The organism is Phyllobacterium sp. 21LDTY02-6 (assembly GCF_023554255.2).
Lineage (GTDB): Bacteria > Pseudomonadota > Alphaproteobacteria > Rhizobiales > Rhizobiaceae > Phyllobacterium.
The window spans coordinates 467,537-484,292 of record NZ_JAMJWD020000003.1; the positions used below are offsets into that span (position 1 = coordinate 467,537).

Annotated in this window: 16 protein-coding genes; 9 read left to right on the forward strand and 7 right to left on the reverse strand. The window is 62.2% G+C overall.

What is annotated here, in order from left to right; all coding sequences use genetic code 11:
* Positions 1 to 4: 4 nt before the first annotated feature.
* Positions 5 to 979, reverse strand: a complete 975-nt coding sequence (locus tag M8997_RS13675; RefSeq protein ID WP_250018864.1) for a zinc-binding alcohol dehydrogenase — start codon at positions 977 to 979, stop codon at positions 5 to 7.
* Between the two features lie 150 nt (positions 980 to 1,129).
* Between M8997_RS13675 and M8997_RS13680 the strand changes: the two genes are divergently transcribed.
* The 9 genes from M8997_RS13680 to M8997_RS13720 are packed head-to-tail and all read left to right on the forward strand — an operon-like array spanning position 1,130 to position 10,356.
* Positions 1,130 to 1,936, forward strand: a complete 807-nt coding sequence (locus M8997_RS13680; protein ID WP_250018863.1) for a CDP-alcohol phosphatidyltransferase family protein — start codon at positions 1,130 to 1,132, stop codon at positions 1,934 to 1,936.
* A complete protein-coding gene (locus tag M8997_RS13685) occupies positions 1,936 to 3,549 on the forward strand; it encodes a sulfatase-like hydrolase/transferase (protein WP_250018862.1) in 1,614 nt (537 codons plus the stop codon). The genes M8997_RS13680 and M8997_RS13685 overlap by 1 nt, the downstream gene beginning before the upstream one ends.
* 46 nt (positions 3,550 to 3,595) lie before the next feature.
* Entirely contained in the window at positions 3,596 to 4,516 is a 921-nt protein-coding gene (locus tag M8997_RS13690; protein ID WP_250018978.1) for a PfkB family carbohydrate kinase, read from the forward strand.
* Positions 4,517 to 4,555: 39 nt separating this feature from the next.
* Positions 4,556 to 5,485, forward strand: coding sequence for a dihydrodipicolinate synthase family protein (locus M8997_RS13695; protein WP_252597204.1), 930 nt, complete (start codon positions 4,556 to 4,558; stop codon positions 5,483 to 5,485).
* Positions 5,486 to 5,519: 34 nt separating this feature from the next.
* Positions 5,520 to 6,179: a GntR family transcriptional regulator gene (locus tag M8997_RS13700; protein ID WP_250018861.1), complete on the forward strand. Its 660-nt coding sequence runs from the start codon at positions 5,520 to 5,522 to the stop codon at positions 6,177 to 6,179.
* 55 nt (positions 6,180 to 6,234) lie between these two features.
* Positions 6,235 to 7,566: an ABC transporter substrate-binding protein gene (locus M8997_RS13705; RefSeq protein ID WP_250018860.1), complete on the forward strand. Its 1,332-nt coding sequence runs from the start codon at positions 6,235 to 6,237 to the stop codon at positions 7,564 to 7,566.
* A 17-nt stretch (positions 7,567 to 7,583) separates the two neighbouring features.
* The gene (locus M8997_RS13710; RefSeq protein WP_371929583.1) at positions 7,584 to 8,489 is read left to right on the forward strand and encodes a carbohydrate ABC transporter permease; all 906 of its coding nucleotides are present in this window, start codon (positions 7,584 to 7,586) and stop codon (positions 8,487 to 8,489) included.
* 11 nt (positions 8,490 to 8,500) lie between these two features.
* The gene (locus tag M8997_RS13715; protein WP_250018858.1) at positions 8,501 to 9,331 is read left to right on the forward strand and encodes a carbohydrate ABC transporter permease; all 831 of its coding nucleotides are present in this window, start codon (positions 8,501 to 8,503) and stop codon (positions 9,329 to 9,331) included.
* A gap of 20 nt (positions 9,332 to 9,351) precedes the next feature.
* Positions 9,352 to 10,356 (forward strand): ABC transporter ATP-binding protein, encoded by a 1,005-nt coding sequence (locus M8997_RS13720; protein ID WP_250018857.1) that lies wholly within the window; start codon positions 9,352 to 9,354, stop codon positions 10,354 to 10,356.
* 9 nt (positions 10,357 to 10,365) lie between these two features.
* Here M8997_RS13720 and M8997_RS13725 read toward each other — a convergent pair whose 3' ends face one another.
* From M8997_RS13725 to M8997_RS13750, 6 genes are all read right to left on the reverse strand, one after another.
* Positions 10,366 to 11,742: an FAD-binding oxidoreductase gene (locus M8997_RS13725; protein WP_250018856.1), complete on the reverse strand. Its 1,377-nt coding sequence runs from the start codon at positions 11,740 to 11,742 to the stop codon at positions 10,366 to 10,368.
* The gene (locus tag M8997_RS13730) at positions 11,739 to 12,551 is read right to left on the reverse strand and encodes an ABC transporter permease (protein WP_250018855.1); all 813 of its coding nucleotides are present in this window, start codon (positions 12,549 to 12,551) and stop codon (positions 11,739 to 11,741) included. The genes M8997_RS13725 and M8997_RS13730 overlap by 4 nt, the downstream gene beginning before the upstream one ends.
* A 2-nt stretch (positions 12,552 to 12,553) precedes the next feature.
* On the reverse strand, positions 12,554 to 13,381 hold the full coding sequence (locus M8997_RS13735; protein WP_250018854.1) for an ABC transporter permease: 828 nt from the start codon (positions 13,379 to 13,381) through the stop codon (positions 12,554 to 12,556).
* A gap of 75 nt (positions 13,382 to 13,456) precedes the next feature.
* Positions 13,457 to 14,572, reverse strand: a complete 1,116-nt coding sequence (locus M8997_RS13740) for an ABC transporter substrate-binding protein (protein ID WP_250018853.1) — start codon at positions 14,570 to 14,572, stop codon at positions 13,457 to 13,459.
* Positions 14,573 to 14,617: 45 nt separating this feature from the next.
* Positions 14,618 to 15,721 carry an ABC transporter ATP-binding protein gene (locus M8997_RS13745; RefSeq protein WP_371929575.1) on the reverse strand — a complete coding sequence of 368 codons (1,104 nt, stop codon included), beginning with the start codon at positions 15,719 to 15,721 and terminating at the stop codon, positions 14,618 to 14,620.
* A 119-nt stretch (positions 15,722 to 15,840) separates the two neighbouring features.
* On the reverse strand, positions 15,841 to 16,731 hold the full coding sequence (locus M8997_RS13750) for a LysR substrate-binding domain-containing protein (RefSeq protein WP_250018851.1): 891 nt from the start codon (positions 16,729 to 16,731) through the stop codon (positions 15,841 to 15,843).
* Positions 16,732 to 16,756: the final 25 nt, after the last annotated feature.

Genomic DNA, 16,756 nt, shown 5'->3' on the forward strand with positions numbered 1-16,756 from the left:
ACCTTCAATAGACTATTCGATGGCAAAGCGTGGCGGGCGAAGCGATGATCTCGGCATAGGCTTCCGCCAATGCACCGAAGCGCGTCTCGCCTGAAATCAACAGGTCGAGCCTCGCATCCTTCAGCAGCTCAAGGGCTTTCGCCATGCGCCGCGCCGGCGTCCACCGCCTGGATCGGCTGGAGAGGATGGTGCCGACCTGCGAGCTGACGATCGAGAGCCGGCGGGCGTGGAACGCACCGCCGAGCTTGAGGTTCACCGCCCTGTCGCCGTACCAGCTGGCTTCGACGACGCGTGCCTCGACGCCGGCGCATGCAAGAGCCTCGGACAATGCCGCCTCCGAAGCGGAGCAGTTGATCAGCAGGTCGCATTCCCGCGGCAGATCGGGCGGCATGGCAAAGCCGATGCCGAGTTGCGCGGATATCTCGCGGCGCTGCGGATTGATGTCGACCAGCGTCACCTCAGCGCCGGGAACCCGCGAGGCTATATGGGCGGTCAGCAGGCCGACCACGCCGGCACCGAACACCGCGACGCGATCTCCCGGCAATAGTCCCGCGTCCCAGACGATGTTCAGCGCGGTTTCCATATTGGCCGCGAGTATGGCCCGGCCGGGCGGAACGCCGTCCGGAATCTCATGCACGTCCGCCTCCCGAACGATGAATTCGGACTGGTGCGGGTGAAGGCAGAATATGGTGCGGCCGAGCAGCCTTTCCGGCCCGGCCTCGACCGTGCCGACGACGCAATAGCCATATTTGACCGGAAAGGAAAATTCGCCCGCCTGGTAGGGGCATTTCATCGCCGTGAACTGGTCCTCGGGAACGCCGCCGCTCAATACCAGCGATTCGGTACCGCGGCTGATGCCGCCATAGCGGGCGCGGATCAGCACTTCGCCATCTGCAGGGGCGGCGATTTCCTCGGCAACGAGGGCGCATTTGCCCTGTCCTTCGATCCATAAAGCGCGGGCAGGTGGTTCGTCCGTCATCCGATTCAGTCCGCCGGTCTCGTCACTGACGGGCAGGTTAAGGTTTTTGCCGGCCTTGAGAAGGGCATCTTTGCGCAGGTGACCACTTTTTATTGAATCGCACAAGTTCAGGTGCGTTTGCTACAATCAGCCACTATCGGGAGGGCTGCGATGACGATATGGCCGGACACGGAGCAACTGGCGAAGCACGGACCTGCGAAAAAGAGCGGATCCGTGGCGCTGAACGCTTTTCGCCCCTGGGTCTGGCAACATGAGCGGTTTCTGGTGCTGGCCGGCACATGGCTCGGCGTTGCAGCGGCCGCGCTTTGGCTGCATGACCGGCTGGCTCTGCCCTGGTATTACGCGCCGCTCTGCATGTCGCTTGCCGCATTGCTCGCATGGCTTGTCTGGCTCGGCTCGGCAACGCTCCCGCACAAGGGTTTCGGGGCCGCCAATACCGTCACTACGCTGCGTGCCGGCATGGTCTGCCTGCTGGCGGGGCTGTGCGTTGCCGAAAGCACTTCATTCGACAGCGGCTTGCTATGGAGCCTGGCGGCTCTGATATTGCTCATCCTTGGTCTTGATGGCGTCGACGGTTATTTCGCCCGGCAGCGCGCTACCGTGTCGCCCTTCGGCGCGCGCTACGACATGGAGGTCGATGCGGCGCTCATCCTTGTCCTGTCGCTGGTCGCGCTGGTCCTCGGCAAGGCCGGCGCGTGGGTGCTGCTGATCGGCCTGATGCGCTATGTCTTCCTGCTGGCGCAGTGGCTTTCTCCACGGTTGCGGGCGGAGCTTGCGCCTTCGATGCGCCGCAAGGTTATCTGCGTCCTGCAGGTTGCTTCGCTCGGGTTGATGGTCACGCCTGTCCTGGTGCCGCCGGCATCAGGGTGGCTTGCGGCGGCCTGCCTCGGCGCACTGGTCTATTCATTCGGCATCGATGTGTTCCATCTGCTGCGCGCCGGCAGAACTGTCGTTTGATGGTGGACAGTCGCTGGCTGCGCGCCGGACTGGCGCTGCTCATCTGCATCGTGATCGCGAACCTGCCGCTGCGGCTGGATCAATTCACGCTTCCTGCCTTCGCGGCAGTGCCGGCTGAAATCATCCTCGTCATCCTGGCGGCGACACTGGTTCGAGGCCGTTACGAGTGCGCGGGCCGGATCGTGCTGACTGCCGTTTTTGCCCTCGTTCTTTTGCTGAAGCTCGCCGATATAGGCGTATTTTCAGCGATATCGCGTCCATTCAACCCCTATCTCGACGGAAAACTGCTCCTCGATGGATGGCGGCTGCTGAGCGCGACGGTCGGGATCATCAAGGCCTTGCTGCTGGTTGCGACTGCCTTGCTCGGCTTTGTCGGCGTGTGCTGGCTGCTCTACTGGTCGCTGAGCGGCCTCTTTGCCATCAGCCGCCGTCGTCTTGTCGTCCCGGCGGCTGCAATTCTGGCGCTGGGCCTCACATTCGGTGGTACCGTCGCGCTGCGGCCGAACATGCTGTACGCCCTCAAGAGCCGCGTCGATCTGGTCCACCAATCCATCGCCGACATGGCGATCTTCGACAGGACGATCGGCGCCGATCCGCTCGCCGATATTGCCGATAGCGATCTTCTCGGGGCGCTTCGGGGTCGCGACGTGGTGCTCATCTTCGTCGAATCCTATGGCGAGGTCGCCATACGCGATCCCCGCTATGCCGCACGGATTGCCGGCCGGCTGTCTGCCATTGAAGGAGAGTTGGCGCAGGCGGGACTTGGTTCGCGCAGCGGATGGCTCGTTTCGCCCACGGTCGGCGGTCTTAGCTGGCTCGCCCATGGCACGCTGCTTTCCGGTCTCTGGCTCGACAGCCAGCAGCGCTACGACCGTATGATCGGCGGCGGCAGGGCGAGCCTCAATTCGCTGTTCCGCCAGGCTGGCTGGCGCAGCGTCGCCGTCATGCCCGCGATCACGATGGATTGGCCCGAATCCCGTTATTTCGGCTACGATATGGTCTATGCGGCGAAGAACCTCGGCTATCGGGGCAAGCCGTTCAACTGGGTGACCATGCCCGATCAATATACGCTCTCGGCGTTCGAGAAGCGGGAGCGCGGCCCCGGGCACCGGCCAGTCATGGCCGAGATCGCCCTGATATCCAGCCATGCGCCGTGGACGCCTGTCCCGACATTGCTCGATTGGTCCCGGATCGGCGATGGCTCGGAATTCGACGAACAGGCCGTCGCGGGCGACCCGCCAGAATTGGTGTGGCGCGACAATGATCGGGTTCGGGCTCACTATATCGCGACGATAGACTATGCCTTGCAGACCGTCGGATCCTATATGGCGCGGCATGGCCGCAATACGGTCTTCGTCATTCTCGGCGACCATCAGCCCGCCCCGATCATCACCGGAGACACGGCATCGCGCGCGGTGCCTATCCATATCGTCGCCGATGATGCGATGTTGCTGGATCGCCTTGATGGCAAGCATTGGTCGCGGGGCATGCGGCCGGCCGGCGGCTCGGCAAGGCCGCGAATGGACGAATTCCGCGAAAGCTTCGTTCGAACTTTCAGCGCGCATGGCTGTTGCCAGCGGCAAGAGGCAGGCGCTAAACCGTCTGTGCCGTAGATCGGCGCATTCGAGGGCAATTTCCGGACAGGCTGGCTGCATCATGATGGGTACCAAACCGCAGATATTGTGCGTGGGCGCGCTGACGCTCGATACGATATTCCGGCTGGATGCGCTGCCGCCGGGCCCGGGAAAATACATCCCCTCGGAAGCCGTCGAAATCGCTGCGGGCATGGCCTCGAGCGCGGCGGCAAGCATTGCGCGGCTCGGCGGCAAGGTCGCGCTCTGGGCGTCGGCGGGGAAGGATGCGGTGGGCGACCGTCTCGTCGCCGAGCTTGAAGGCGAGGGGGTGGATTGTCGCCATGTGCGGCGCGTGGAAGACGCCCGCAGCGCATTCTCTTCGATCTTCGTCGATGCGGCCGGCGAGCGCATGATCGTGCCGTTCTACGACAAGCGCCTGTTGTCGATGCCTGAGGCGACGCCGCCTGTAGATAACACGTTCGACGTCGTGATGACGGATGTGCGGTGGCCGCTGGCGGCAGTAGCCGCTTTGAAGGCGGCAAGGGCAGCGAACGTGAAATCTGTTCTCGATGCCGACACCGCGCCGCTTGAAGTGCTCGAAACCCTGTTGCCGCTCGCTACTCACATCGTTGCTTCGGAACCGGCTGCGCAAGTGGTTACCGGTGAAACCAATATTGTCCACGCCACCACGGCGCTTGCGGCCCGATATGGCCGCGCCGGTACTTTCGTCGCGGTCACCGGCGGCACGGAGGGCTGCTGCTGGTGGGACGAGGCGCGAAATGGCGTCGTCCATATGCCGGCATTCGACGTGGCGAGCGTCGATACGCTGGCGGCGGGCGATGTTTTCCACGGGGCATTCGCCTGGGGCCTCGCACAGAACCAGCCGATCGACCAGATCATCCGCTTCGCCAGCGCCGCGGCCGCCATCAAATGCACGCGGTTCGGCGGGCGTGCCGGTGCTCCCACAGTCGCCGAAGTGGAGGCATTCCTGTCCGCTCGGCGATGAGACCTATCGGTGGTTGCAACAGGTTGACATTCAACTAACATGTCAGTTAGTGTTCACCTATGGACATGGGAGGACAAAGTGTCTGACGTCAATCGGTTTGGGCTATCCGCCGCGCTTGCAACGCCATTTGACAGCGCGATGCGCATTGATACGGGCAAGGCGCTCGAACATGCCGATTTCTGCCTGGACAATGGCTGCGGCAGTGTCACGCTGTTTGGAACCACGGGTGAGGGGTCCTCGATCAGCAAAGAGGAGCGTGGCCTGCTCCTGAGGGCGTTTATCGACGGCGGCATCGAGCCACGGCAGATCGTTATCGGCGTCATGGCCAATTCCTATGTCGATGCCGCCGAACAGACGCGTCAGGCGCTCGATGCAGGGTGCCGTAGCGTACTCCTGGCCCCGCCATCCTACTTCAAGAACCTGAGCGACGACGGGCTTTTCGAATGGTTTTCAGCGGTGTTCACCCATGTCGGCGCCGGCTGCCGCGATATCATCCTCTATAATATTCCCTCGGTCACGGCGGTGGAAATCTCCGTCGCGCTAGTCAGCAGATTGCGCGAGGCATTCCCGGCCGCAGTCGCCGGCGTCAAGGATTCGTCCGGCAACTGGCCCTACACCGAGACGCTGCTTGCGGCGCACCGGGATATAGCGATATTGATCGGCGACGAGCGCTCCTTGTCGGCGGGTGTGCGCCTCGGCGGGCAGGGGGCGATATCCGGCCTTGCGAATATCTATCCGGATCGCCTGTCGGTGATGGCGGCGGAGGGGCGGGACGACCAGTCCGTCGTGGATGCCGTGAACGAGATCGTCAAGTTTCCGGTGATCCCGGCAGTGAAGGCATTGATCGCGCACCAGACCGGCGATGATGGCTGGCGGCGGGCGCGGGCGCCATTGCAATCGATCCCGGTATCGGATGCAAATCGGCTGCGCGGCATTTTCGACCGCTTGTTCCGGGCTTCGGCAGCCTAGTGGAATAGCCGGCGATCGGCGGAGGGAGGAACGCATGGACGACGGCAACGAGCCGGTAAGATTGCGGGAAAAGGCCTATGCCAGCTTCACCGAACATCTGCTTGCTCGCGATATAAATCCGGGCCAGTTCGTCTCGCAGCGCCAGCTGGTGGCGATGACCGGCATGCCGCTTGGCGCTATCCGCGAACTGGTGCCCCGCCTCGAGGCCGAAGGGCTGGTGAAGACCATTCCGCAGCGTGGCATCCAGATTGCCCATATCGACCTCAATCTCATCCGCGAGGCGTTTCAGTTCCGCCTCTTCATGGAAAAGGAGGCGGTCGCGCTATTCTGCCAGTCGGCGCCGGACGAGCTTCTCGCCAGGCTGCGCAAGGAGCACCAGGATACGCTGGACGAAGCGCTGCAAGCGGCTGAAACGCCGGAGCTCGAATTGCGGGCACAGGCGATCGACTGGAACCTGCATGAAACGATCATCGATTCGCTTGGCAACGAGATCATCGCCCGGGCCTATCGGATCAATGCTATCAAGATGCGCCTGATCAACCAGGAGCGATTCCGCATTACCGGCCGGGTTGTTCCGGTCATGCGGGAGCATCTGGCCGTATTGACGGCGATAGAGAGCCGCGACCCGCAGACAGCCATGGATGCAATTGCCGTTCACATCAACAATGCGCGCAATCTGGCTTTGAAAATCTAAAACATCCCGCGCGGGAATGGGAGTTGCCGCCCGGGAGATAACAATGGAGGAAACCATGCACACCAAATTCATGCGGCCGACGCGCCGCCAGTTTCTCGCCGGCACGGCGGCCCTGGGCGCGGCAGGAATAACCGGCCTGAAGCCGGCTTTGGCCAATGTCGACTGGAAGAAATATGCCGGCACGACGATCGAGGTGAACCTCATCAAGAGCCCGCGCGGTGATATTCTCCAGAAATATCAGAGCGAATTCGAGGAATTGACAGGCATCAAGGTCAATGCGGAGCAGACGCCGGAACAGCAGCAGCGCCAGAAGGCGGTGATCGAGCTGACTTCGGGCCAACCGAGCTTCGATGTCGTCCACATCAGCTATCACGTGCAGAAGCGCCAGTTCGAGAAGGGCAAGTGGCTCGCCGACCTGTCGGGCTTCCTGAAAGATCCGAGCTTGACCGATCCTTCGCTGACCGAGAGCGATTTCGCCGAAGCCGGTCTTGCCTTCGCCAAGGACAAGGATGGCCGTTTCGGTGGCCTGCCATTCTCGGTCGATTACTGGATCGTCTACTGGAACAAGGACCTGTTTGCCGCCAAGGGCGTCGAATATCCGAAGACTTTCGACGAGCTGGTCGCGGCGGCCGAAAAGCTGACCGACAAGGACAACGGCATTTATGGTTTCGTGGCGCGCGGCATGAAGAACGCCAATACGCCGGTTTGGGCAAGCCTCATGCTCGGCTACGGCAAGAGCACGATCGAGGACGGCCAGCTTCTCACCGATACGCCGGAGGCTATCGAAGCCGCCAAGATGTATCAGCGCCTCATGACCAATTCGGCGCCTCCCGGCGTCACCGGCTTCAACTGGGCCGAATGTCAGTCGAGCTTCCTGCAAGGCAAGGTTGCGATGTGGCTGGACGGCATCGGTTTTGCACCGCCGCTCGAAAATCCGCAGAAGTCGCGCGTCGTCGGCAAGGTTGGCTACGGATTGATGCCGAAAGGCCCGAACGCCCAGGCTGCTCCAACCTTTGGCGATGGTATCGGCGTCACTGAAGCATCCAAGAACAAGGAGGCCGCCTATCTCTACTGCCAGTGGGCGATCTCGAAGGAAATGGGTGCGCGGCTTCTCCAGACGGGCTCAGGCGTGCCGTTCCGCAATTCCATCCTGAACGATGCCGAGGTCCGCAAGGGCGTGACCATGCCGTCCGAATGGGTCGACGTTCTGTCGGAATCGGCAAAGGTCAGCAAATTGTGCCTGCCGGTCATCGTCCCCGTTACCGAATTCCGTGACATCATGGGCGTCGGTCTGACCAATATGCTCGGCGGCGCCGATCCGGCTGCGGAATTGAAGCGCGCCACCGAGGAATTCCGCCCGATACTCGCCCGCAGTGAGGGCCAATGACATCAGCCGCCCCAACCATGAGCGCATCGAGGCGTACAAAACCGCCGGTAAAGCGCAGAAGCCGCTTGAAGCCGAGCTACTGGCCCTTCGTTATTCCAGCTCTCGTCATCGTTGGGGCGGTGATCGTGTTTCCCTGGGCATTCACGCTGTGGATGAGCGTGAATGAATGGCAGGTGGGCAGCGGCCAGCGTTTCGTCGGCCTTGCCAATTTCTCGCGCCTGGCCTCGGACGCTCGCTTCTGGGAATCGATGGTCCATACGGTCATCTATACCGTCCTGTCCGTCATCGCGCCGCTGGTCCTCGGCACCCTGGCAGCGCTGGTCTTCGATACGAAGCTTCCGATGCGCGGATTGCTGCGGGGCATCTTCGTCATGCCGATGATGGCGACGCCGGTCGCGGTCGCGCTGGTCTGGACGATGATGTACCATCCGCAACTGGGCGTCCTGAACTATCTCCTGTCCTTCCTCGGAATCGGGCCGCAGGAATGGATATTCAACCAGAATACGGTCATCCCTTCGCTGGTGCTCGTCGAGACCTGGCAATGGACGCCGCTCATCATGCTCATCGTCCTCGGCGGACTGGCATCCATGCCGCGCGATCCCTTCGAAAGCGCGGAGATCGACGGCGCCAGCAATTGGCAGAAGTTCCGCTACATCACGCTGCCGATGATCCTGCCATTCATGATGGTGGCGGTGATCATCCGGTCGATAGATGCGCTGAAGAGCTTCGACATCATTTTCGCGATGACGCAGGGCGGGCCGGGCACGGCATCCGAGACGATCAACATCTATCTCTATAATGTCGCCTTCGCCTATTACGACATTGGTTACGCCTCGGCGATCGCCGTCGTGTTCTTCATCGTCATCATTTCCATGTCGCTCGCCCTTCTGGCATTGCGGCAACGGACCAAATGGAACAGCTGAGGAGCAGGACAATGGCGCGTCGCCGCATCAAACCGCTGAAGATCCTCGGCACCGCTTTCCTCGTTTTCGTCATCGTGTCGCCGGCGATCTTCTTCTTCCTGTGGATGCTCTCGCTGTCGCTGAAATACGAGATCGACAACGGAGCCTATCCTCCGATCCTCATTCCGGAACAATTCGCCTGGTCTAACTACACCGAGATCTTCGCGGCGAATGATTTCCTGCTCTATTTCTGGAACAGCCTCATCGTCACCGGCGCGGCCACGGTGCTCGCCCTGCTTGTCGGCGTCCCGGCGGGCTATGGCATCGCGCGCCTGCGCGCCGACAAATCGGCGATCGTCATCATGATTGCCCGCATGACCCCGGGCCTGTCCTATCTCATTCCCTTGTTCCTGCTCTTTCAGGGGCTCGGCCTGCTTGGCACGCTGTGGCCGCAGATCATCATTCATCTCGTCGTGACCGTGCCGATCGTCATCTGGATCATGATCGGCTATTTCGAAACCACGCCGATCGAGCTCGAAGAGGCGGCGATGATCGATGGCGCCACATCCTGGCAGGTCTTCCGCATGGTGGCGCTGCCCATAGCCAAGCCCGGCATCGTGGTTTCGCTCATCCTTGCGGTCATCTTCTCCTGGAACAATTTCGTGTTCGGCATCGTGCTCGCCGGGCGTGAGACACGCACGCTGCCGGTCGCCGTCTATAACATGCTGTCATTCGAGCAGGTCAGCTGGGGCCCCCTGGCTGCCGCCGCGCTGATCGTGACCCTGCCGGTCCTGCTCCTCACAATATTCGCACAGCGGCAGATCATCGCCGGCCTGACCGCGGGCGCCGTCAAGGGCGGCTGATCAGACATAAAGGAAAGCCGATGGCCTCTGTATCCATTCGAGACGTTACGAAAACCTACGGCAATGTGGACGTGATGCACGGCGTCTCGGTCGATATCGAAGATGGCGAATTCGTCATCCTCGTCGGGCCTTCCGGCTGCGGCAAGTCAACGCTTCTGCGGATGATCGCCGGGCTCGAGGAGATCACCGGCGGCGAGATCGCCATTGGCGACCGCGTCGTCAACGATCTGCCGGCCAAGGAACGCGACATCGCCATGGTGTTCCAGAATTACGCGCTCTATCCCCACATGACCGTGGCCGACAATATGGGCTTTGCCCTGATGCTGAAGAAAGCCGCCAGGGAAGAGAAGGCGAGCAGGGTGGGCCGGGCCGCCGAAATCCTCGGCCTCGAAAAGCTGCTCGACAGGTTTCCGCGTCAATTGTCGGGCGGCCAGCGCCAGCGGGATCTGGACGCGAAGCTGCGCGTCCAGATGCGAAGCGAGATCAGGGGGCTGCACCAGCGGCTGGGCACGACGATAGTCTACGTCACCCATGACCAGATCGAGGCCATGACCATGGCCGACAAGATCGTGGTGATGAAGGACGGGCTCGTCGAGCAGATCGGCTCGCCGCTCGATCTTTATGATCAACCGGCGAATTTGTTCGTCGCCGGTTTCATTGGTTCCCCGGCGATGAATTTCATCCGTGGCAAGGCCGACGGCGATGGATTCACCACCGCAGACGGCGTCAAGCTGCCCATGCCGAAGGATGCCGCTCGCTTTTCCGGCGACGCCATCTATGGCCTGCGCCCTGAGCATATCAGCCTGGTTCCGGCGGGCATTCCGGTTCATGTCGATGTGGTCGAGCCGACGGGGTCGGAGATCATGGTCGTAGGCAAGCTTGGAGAACAGGATATTTCCTGCCTGTTCCGCGAACGCCATTCGATCAAGCCGAACGAGACCATCCATATCGCGCTCGATGCCGCCAAGGCGCATCTCTTCGACGCGGCAACGGGCATGCGCCTCGCCAGCACCGTGGGCAATTGAGCCACGGCCTCAGTCGAATATCTTGCCGGGGTTCATTATTCCGCGCGGGTCGAGAAGGGTCTTGACCGATCGCATCAGCGAGAATTTCACCGGATCGGCATAGGCGCCGAGCTCGGTCTTTTTCTCGCTGCCGATGCCATGTTCGGCCGAGAAGGAACCGCCAACCGCGCGCAGATCGCCATAAAGCGCCGCCTTGGCCGCATCCTTGTCGGCAGGGCTGGAGACGCCGGCGATGCCGACATGGAGATTTCCATCCCCGAGATGGCCGAACACGAAGCCTGACAGTCCGATCCGCGCGAGGCGCTGGTAGAAGCCGTCCAGCCAGGCATCGAGAGCATCGAGCGGCACCGAGACATCGAACCACAGGCTGGTGGGGTGGATGCGGTTAACGACATTGCTGTCTTCGCGTATGTTCCATATCTCGGACCGTTCCTTGCCATTGCGGGCGATGAGCGCGTCGATGACGGCGGCGCTTTCGAGCGGTGCGGTCAGTGCGGCTTCTAGCTGCTCCTGCGCCCGCGACGCGTCATTGGCATCGTTCTCGACGATCAGGTAGGCCGGTGCCGGCGCGAACTGCGCGAGCGACGGCGGACCGAGCGTTTGCGCTGCGAGGCCGAAATAGTCCTCTACCATGAATTCGCAGCGCAGGAGGCCAAGCTCGCGATTGACGTTGAGCTCGTGGAACAGGCCGACCGCGGCGGTGACGCTGCTGCAGGCGACGAGCGCGGTGGCCGTGTGGCGTTCGCGGGGGACGAGCTTGATCACCGCCCTTGTCACCATGCCGAGCGTGCCTTCGGAGCCGATGAACAATTGCTTCAGATCGTAGCCTTCGTTGGACTTGGCGACCTTGGCCATGTCGCGCATGATGCGCCCGTCGGGGAGGACGGCTTCCAGCCCCAATATGCGCTGGCGCATCGTGCCGTGGCGGAATGCGTCCATGCCGCCGGCATTGGTCGCGATCATGCCGCCGATGGTGGCGCTTCCCCGCGATGCAAGATCGATGCCCGGCGAAAGTCCGTGCTGCGCGGCTGCATCCTGCAACGCCTGCAGCGTTACCCCCGCCTGCACCACCGCAATGCCGGCCTCCGCGGATATTTCCTCGATCTGGGCCAGCAACGACAGCGAAAGGATGATTTGGCCGGGGCGCGAGACACCGCCGCCGACAAGGCCGGTCCGCCCGCCATGCGGGACGATAGCTATGGCGCTTTCGTTGCAGAGCGCGGCAATCCGCGAAACCTGGTCCACCGTGGCCGGGCTGACCAGCACCGCCGCATCGAGATTGCGCGGATCGGCACCGCCGTCGAGCAGGCCTATGGCATCGCCGGTCTTCAGATTGCGGTCGCCGACGATGGCGCGCAGCCTGTCCAGAATGTGTTCGTCGATCATTGCGGGTCCGAATCCGTACGGCGCTCGAGATAGATGCGCGCGGCGAGGATGATGGCGGTCACGACGATAAGCACGACGGAGATCGCCGCGATGGCCGGGTCGATATTGTCGCGCAGGCCCATCCACATCAGCCGCGGCAGGGTGATGGCGTTGACGCTGGTTATGAACAGGGTCACGCCGATCTCCTCCCACGAAAGGACGAAGGACAGCAGCGCCGCGGTCAGGATGCCGAACTTGATGTTGGGGATGATGATGCGGACGGCGCGGGTGGCAAGGTTTGCACCGAGGCCGCGCGCGGCAAGGTCGATACGCCTGTCGACCTGATAGAGCGCGACGAGGATGAGCACGACCGCGAAGGGCGTGGTCATCACCGCATGGGCGAGGGCGACACCGAGCCAGGTGTCGTAGCCGACCCAGCTGTTGAAGCTCGAAAGTGCGGTCATCAGGAAATAGAGCGTCATTGCCGAGACGACGGGCGGCACCACGAGCGGCAGCAGGACGAAACCGATCAGGATCGCGGAGAACCTCGGCTGCAGCATCCAGATGCCGAGGCCGAACAGGGTGGCGAGCGCGGTTGCTATCAGGCTCGACACTATGCCGATCCTCAGGCTGAGGAGGATGCTCTGCCCCCAGGCGGGATTGTCGAGCAGGGCCTGGTAGTGGCGCAGCGACAATGTCCCGCTGGGCATGGAGAGGAAGCGGGCAGGGGTGAACGATACGGGTATCACCGCCAGCAGCGGCATGAGCAGGAACAGCGCCACTGCCGTCGCGAGGAGGAGGATGATGGGGCCGGGTCGCGTCGATACCATGATCAGCCCACCAGATGCGCAGGTTTGATGAAGCGCCGCAACAAGGCGAGCAGGATGCCGATGACGAGGACGAGCGCAACGCTGATCGCGGCGCCCAGTCCCCAGTCCGGGCTCTGGAATATGCGCAGATAGACGAGTTCGGCGACCATGACGCTGCGTCCACCGCCGAGGATGGCGGGCGTGACGAAGAAGCCGAGCGCAAAGACGAAGACGATCAGGGCGGCGCCGATGATCCCGCCCGAGGTGAGGGGCACGAAGATCGTCCAGAATGTCCGGGTCCGCGACGAACCCATGCCGCGCGCCGCCAGAAGAATGCGTTCATCGACATTGCGCATGGCGGAGGCGATGGGGAAGACGGCGAAAGGTATGAGGAAATGCGTCATGCCGATGATGACGCCGAGTTCGTTGCGGGCGAGAGCCAGCGGCTCGCTGATGATGCCCGCCGATTGCAGCCAGCTGTTGATCAGGCCGCGGTTGGACAGCATGGCGAGCCAGCCGAAAGCCCGCGTCAGCACCGAAATCCAGAAGGGGACGAGGATGCAGAATTCGGCGAGCATGCGTTGCACCCGGCTGCCGCGAACCCAGACATAGGCGATGGCATAGGCGGCGGCCAGCGACAGCACCGTCACCGCCAGGCAGATGCGCAGCGTGCGGATGAAGACGGAATGCACCAGCGGGTCGGTCAGCAGCGCCTTGTATTGCCCGATGCCCGGCTCGGGAAGGGTGAAGCTCCAGCGCACGACCCCGAGGAACGGCACGACATAGGCCAGCCCGAGAAAGAGCAGCAATGGCGCAAGCAGAAGGAGCTTCCTGAGGAGAGCCGGGTTCACATGCGTTCCTTGTCATTCATGGATGGACGGATGGACGGCCGGCGCGGGCAATGGCCGCCGCGCCGGCCCTCATGCTCAGGACGAGATGATCTTCGTATATTCGTCGAAAGCCTTGCCGTAGTTTTCGGCATACCATTCCATGTCCAGCGGAACCTGTTTCGACATATTGGCCGGATCGACGCAATTGATGCGCTTCTTGTCCTCGGGGATCAGTGCATCGGTGGCAGGATTTGCCGGGCCCTGGCCGAGAAGATTGAACATTTCGAGCTGGCGCTCCGGCGTCTGCGCGCTGGCGATGAATTTCATCGCATTGTCCTTGCCGCCCGGATTGTTCTTCATCACCGCCAATGCGCCGGGCGAGATGAGGCCCTGGTCCCAGATGAACTTGATCGTTCCGCCGGAATCCTGCTCGATCAGCTGCGCCCTCGTCGACCAGATGAGTGCCATGGAGGCTTCACCGTCGATCAGGACCGACTGGCTCTCCGCGCCGCCGCCCCAATAGGCAACGACATTTTCCTTGAACGAGGCGATCTTGTCATGCGCGCGCTTCAGGTCCAGCGGATAGAGCTTCTCCGGTGCCACGCCATCGCCCATCAGCGCCGCTTCCCACATGGCGGCGCCCCATTTGTACATCGAACGCTTGCCGGGAAATTTCTTCACGTCGAAGAAGTCGGCCATGCCGGTCGGCACCTGGTCGCCGAATTTCGATGAATCATAGGCGATGATATAGGAGAAGAAGTAGGTGGATGCCGCCGTGTCCCAGCCGAAGCCCGGCCGCATCTTGTTCTTGTCGACGATGCCGTAGTCGATCGGCTCCAGCATTCCCTGCTTGCCGAGCGAGATCCCGGAGAACGGGTCGATGTCGAGGAGATCCCAGCTCGGCTTGCCGCTCTTGAACTGCGCCGTGATCGCGCCTTCGGTCGGACCGGAGCCATCCATCTTCACAGCGACGCCAGACTCCTTGGTGAAGGGCTGGCCGTAGGCCTTGTCATAGGCGGTCATGGCATCGCCGCCCCAATTGACCAGCACCAGTTCCTTCGCCTGGGCGTATGAGCCGGTGGCGCGGAGCAAAGCGGGTCCGCCGGCGAGCAGCATCGCCGCGATCTGGGTAAAGCGGCGCCGGCTGATCTCGCCCTTGTCCACCTTGCTGGCCAGTATTTCCAGGCAGTCTTTCTGAAAGGCATTGTCCATGTTTTTTCCCTCTGGATCGTTATGTTCGTTTCAGATTCCGTCTGCCTAACTCCCATCGGGCAGCAAGAAACCTTGCTCTGCGGGCCAGGATACCCACACGTCCTTCGAAGTGATATTGCCGGCATTCACCGTGGGCATCGATACGGCGAGACCGACGCCGCCATTGGTGCGCAGATGATATTTCGTCGAGCCGCCGAGATAGGTCTCGGCTTCGATCGTGCAGGCAACGGAATTCTCGCCATCGGCACCGCTTCTTGACGAGATGCGCATATGTTCGGGCCGCACCGCGGCGACGCCGCCGCTTTTCGGCGCGGTTCCATTGGCGGTCAGGACGATCGTCCGTTGTTCGAACCGTCCCTCGGCCCGGTCGCCGTTCAGGCTGAAATCTTCGAGCGGCAGCAGATTGATCTCGCCGAGGAACTCCGCCACGAACCGGCTTGCCGGCCTTTCATAGACATGCTGGGGACGGCCGATCTGTAGAAGCTCGCCATGATTGAAGATCGCCACGCGCGAGGAGAGCGCCAGCGCTTCCGATTGATCGTGGGTGACGAAGACGAATGTCGTGCCGGTCTCCTGGTGGAGGCGTCTCACTTCCTCCTGCATCATTTCCCGCAGGTTCTTGTCGAGCGCCGAAAAAGGTTCGTCCAGCAACAGGACGGATGGCTCGAAAGCCAGTGCCCGGGCAAGCGCGACGCGCTGCTGCTGCCCGCCGGACAGGCGCGACGGCAATTTCTTTTCATGGCCCGAAAGCCCGACCCGCTCCACCATTTCGCCGACGCGCCGCTTGATCTCGGCCGACGGGCGGCGTCGGACCTTCAGGGGAAAGGCGATGTTCTGCTCGACGGTCAGGTGCGGAAACAGCGCATAGCCCTGGAACACCATGCCATAGGACCGCTCTTCCGCCGGAACATCGGTGATGTCCTTGCCGTTCATCATGAGACGGCCGGTGGTCGGGGCAAGAAACCCGGCGAGGATCATCAGGAAGGTCGTTTTGCCGGAACCGGAGGGCCCGAGAAGCGTGAGGAATTCGCCGCGTCCGATATCGAGCGTCAGATCCTTCAGCGCGTGGAAGGCACCGAATGTCTTGCCGATGGATACAGCCTTGATCTCGGCGGCGTTTGCGTCGCTGAGGTGCATGCTTTGAGGCATCCTTGTCCTCTTCCCCTTCGTTTGGAGGAAGCGTAGGCACAATCGCCCTTGACGACAATTGAATAATATTGCCGCGACACGTGAATGATTTTCACCTCAAGAGGCGTCCAGCCGGTCGCTCAACCACCACGCGTTTGGGATAGGCGCGAGCGCAACCAGTCCGAGAAGGCGGATTGGGCCGGATGTTTCAGGCGCTCATAGTCGGTGACGAGAAAATAGGACTTCGGGGACTTGATGGCTAGGTCGAACGGCTTGATCAATTGACCGCCCTGCATGGCTTTCCGGCAGGTCAGTTCATCGCCCATGGCGATGCCCTGCGCGGTGATCGCCGCCGAGAATACGAGGTTCATGTCGGAAAACACGATGCCGCGCTCGGAATCGGGATTGTCGACATTGGCGAGTGCCAGCCAGCGCGTCCAGTCCTCGAAATCGTCGAGGTGAAGCAGCGTCGCGCGCAGCAGGTCCTTCGGCTCCGCCAGTCCGCCGAGCTTGTTCAGCAGCACGGGGCTGCACAGCGGCGTGAACTCCACGTCGCATAGCTGCTCGACCGAGCGGTTGGGCCAGTTACCGTCGCCGAAGGCTATGAACAGATCGACATTGCTGTCGCTCACATCGTCCAGTTTGCGCGGCGTGACGATGCGCAGGGCGATATCGGGATATTTCTCCTGGAATTCGGCAATATGGGTGCAAAGCCACAAGGAGGCGAACCCGGCCGTGCAACTGACGGTCAGGGGGCCGCTGGTGCCGGTCGTGCTCTGGCGCCCGCCGGCATCGTCCAGCACGATCAGCGCCTTGCGCACGTCATTGGCATATTTGCGGCCGCGCGGCGTCAGCACGACGCCCTTGCCGTCCCGTTGCAGCAGCTGGAAGCCGAGATCGCGTTCCAGCAGGCGCAACTGGTGGCTGACTGCGCTCCGCGTCAGGTGAAGCTCTTCCGCGGCGCGCCAGACGCTGCCATGCCTCGAGAAGCTCTCCAGCGCCCGAAGCGCCTGCGTGGATGGGATGCGCATCTATGCCTTTGGCTGAAAGGTGAAT

Excerpts from the sequence above, each read along its gene's own strand:
- M8997_RS13675 (WP_250018864.1), bottom strand. The coding sequence starts at position 979 with ATGACGGACGAACCACCTGCCCGCGCTTTATGGATCGAAGGACAGGGC.
- M8997_RS13680 (WP_250018863.1), top strand. The coding sequence starts at position 1,130 with ATGACGATATGGCCGGACACGGAGCAACTGGCGAAGCACGGACCTGCG.
- M8997_RS13685 (WP_250018862.1), top strand. The coding sequence starts at position 1,936 with ATGGTGGACAGTCGCTGGCTGCGCGCCGGACTGGCGCTGCTCATCTGC.
- M8997_RS13690 (WP_250018978.1), top strand. The coding sequence starts at position 3,596 with ATGGGTACCAAACCGCAGATATTGTGCGTGGGCGCGCTGACGCTCGAT.
- M8997_RS13695 (WP_252597204.1), top strand. The coding sequence starts at position 4,556 with ATGTCAGTTAGTGTTCACCTATGGACATGGGAGGACAAAGTGTCTGAC.
- M8997_RS13700 (WP_250018861.1), top strand. The coding sequence starts at position 5,520 with ATGGACGACGGCAACGAGCCGGTAAGATTGCGGGAAAAGGCCTATGCC.
- M8997_RS13705 (WP_250018860.1), top strand. The coding sequence starts at position 6,235 with ATGCACACCAAATTCATGCGGCCGACGCGCCGCCAGTTTCTCGCCGGC.
- M8997_RS13710 (WP_371929583.1), top strand. The coding sequence starts at position 7,584 with ATGAGCGCATCGAGGCGTACAAAACCGCCGGTAAAGCGCAGAAGCCGC.
- M8997_RS13715 (WP_250018858.1), top strand. The coding sequence starts at position 8,501 with ATGGCGCGTCGCCGCATCAAACCGCTGAAGATCCTCGGCACCGCTTTC.
- M8997_RS13720 (WP_250018857.1), top strand. The coding sequence starts at position 9,352 with ATGGCCTCTGTATCCATTCGAGACGTTACGAAAACCTACGGCAATGTG.
- M8997_RS13725 (WP_250018856.1), bottom strand. The coding sequence starts at position 11,742 with ATGATCGACGAACACATTCTGGACAGGCTGCGCGCCATCGTCGGCGAC.
- M8997_RS13730 (WP_250018855.1), bottom strand. The coding sequence starts at position 12,551 with ATGGTATCGACGCGACCCGGCCCCATCATCCTCCTCCTCGCGACGGCA.
- M8997_RS13740 (WP_250018853.1), bottom strand. The coding sequence starts at position 14,572 with ATGGACAATGCCTTTCAGAAAGACTGCCTGGAAATACTGGCCAGCAAG.
- M8997_RS13745 (WP_371929575.1), bottom strand. The coding sequence starts at position 15,721 with ATGCCTCAAAGCATGCACCTCAGCGACGCAAACGCCGCCGAGATCAAG.
- M8997_RS13750 (WP_250018851.1), bottom strand. The coding sequence starts at position 16,731 with ATGCGCATCCCATCCACGCAGGCGCTTCGGGCGCTGGAGAGCTTCTCG.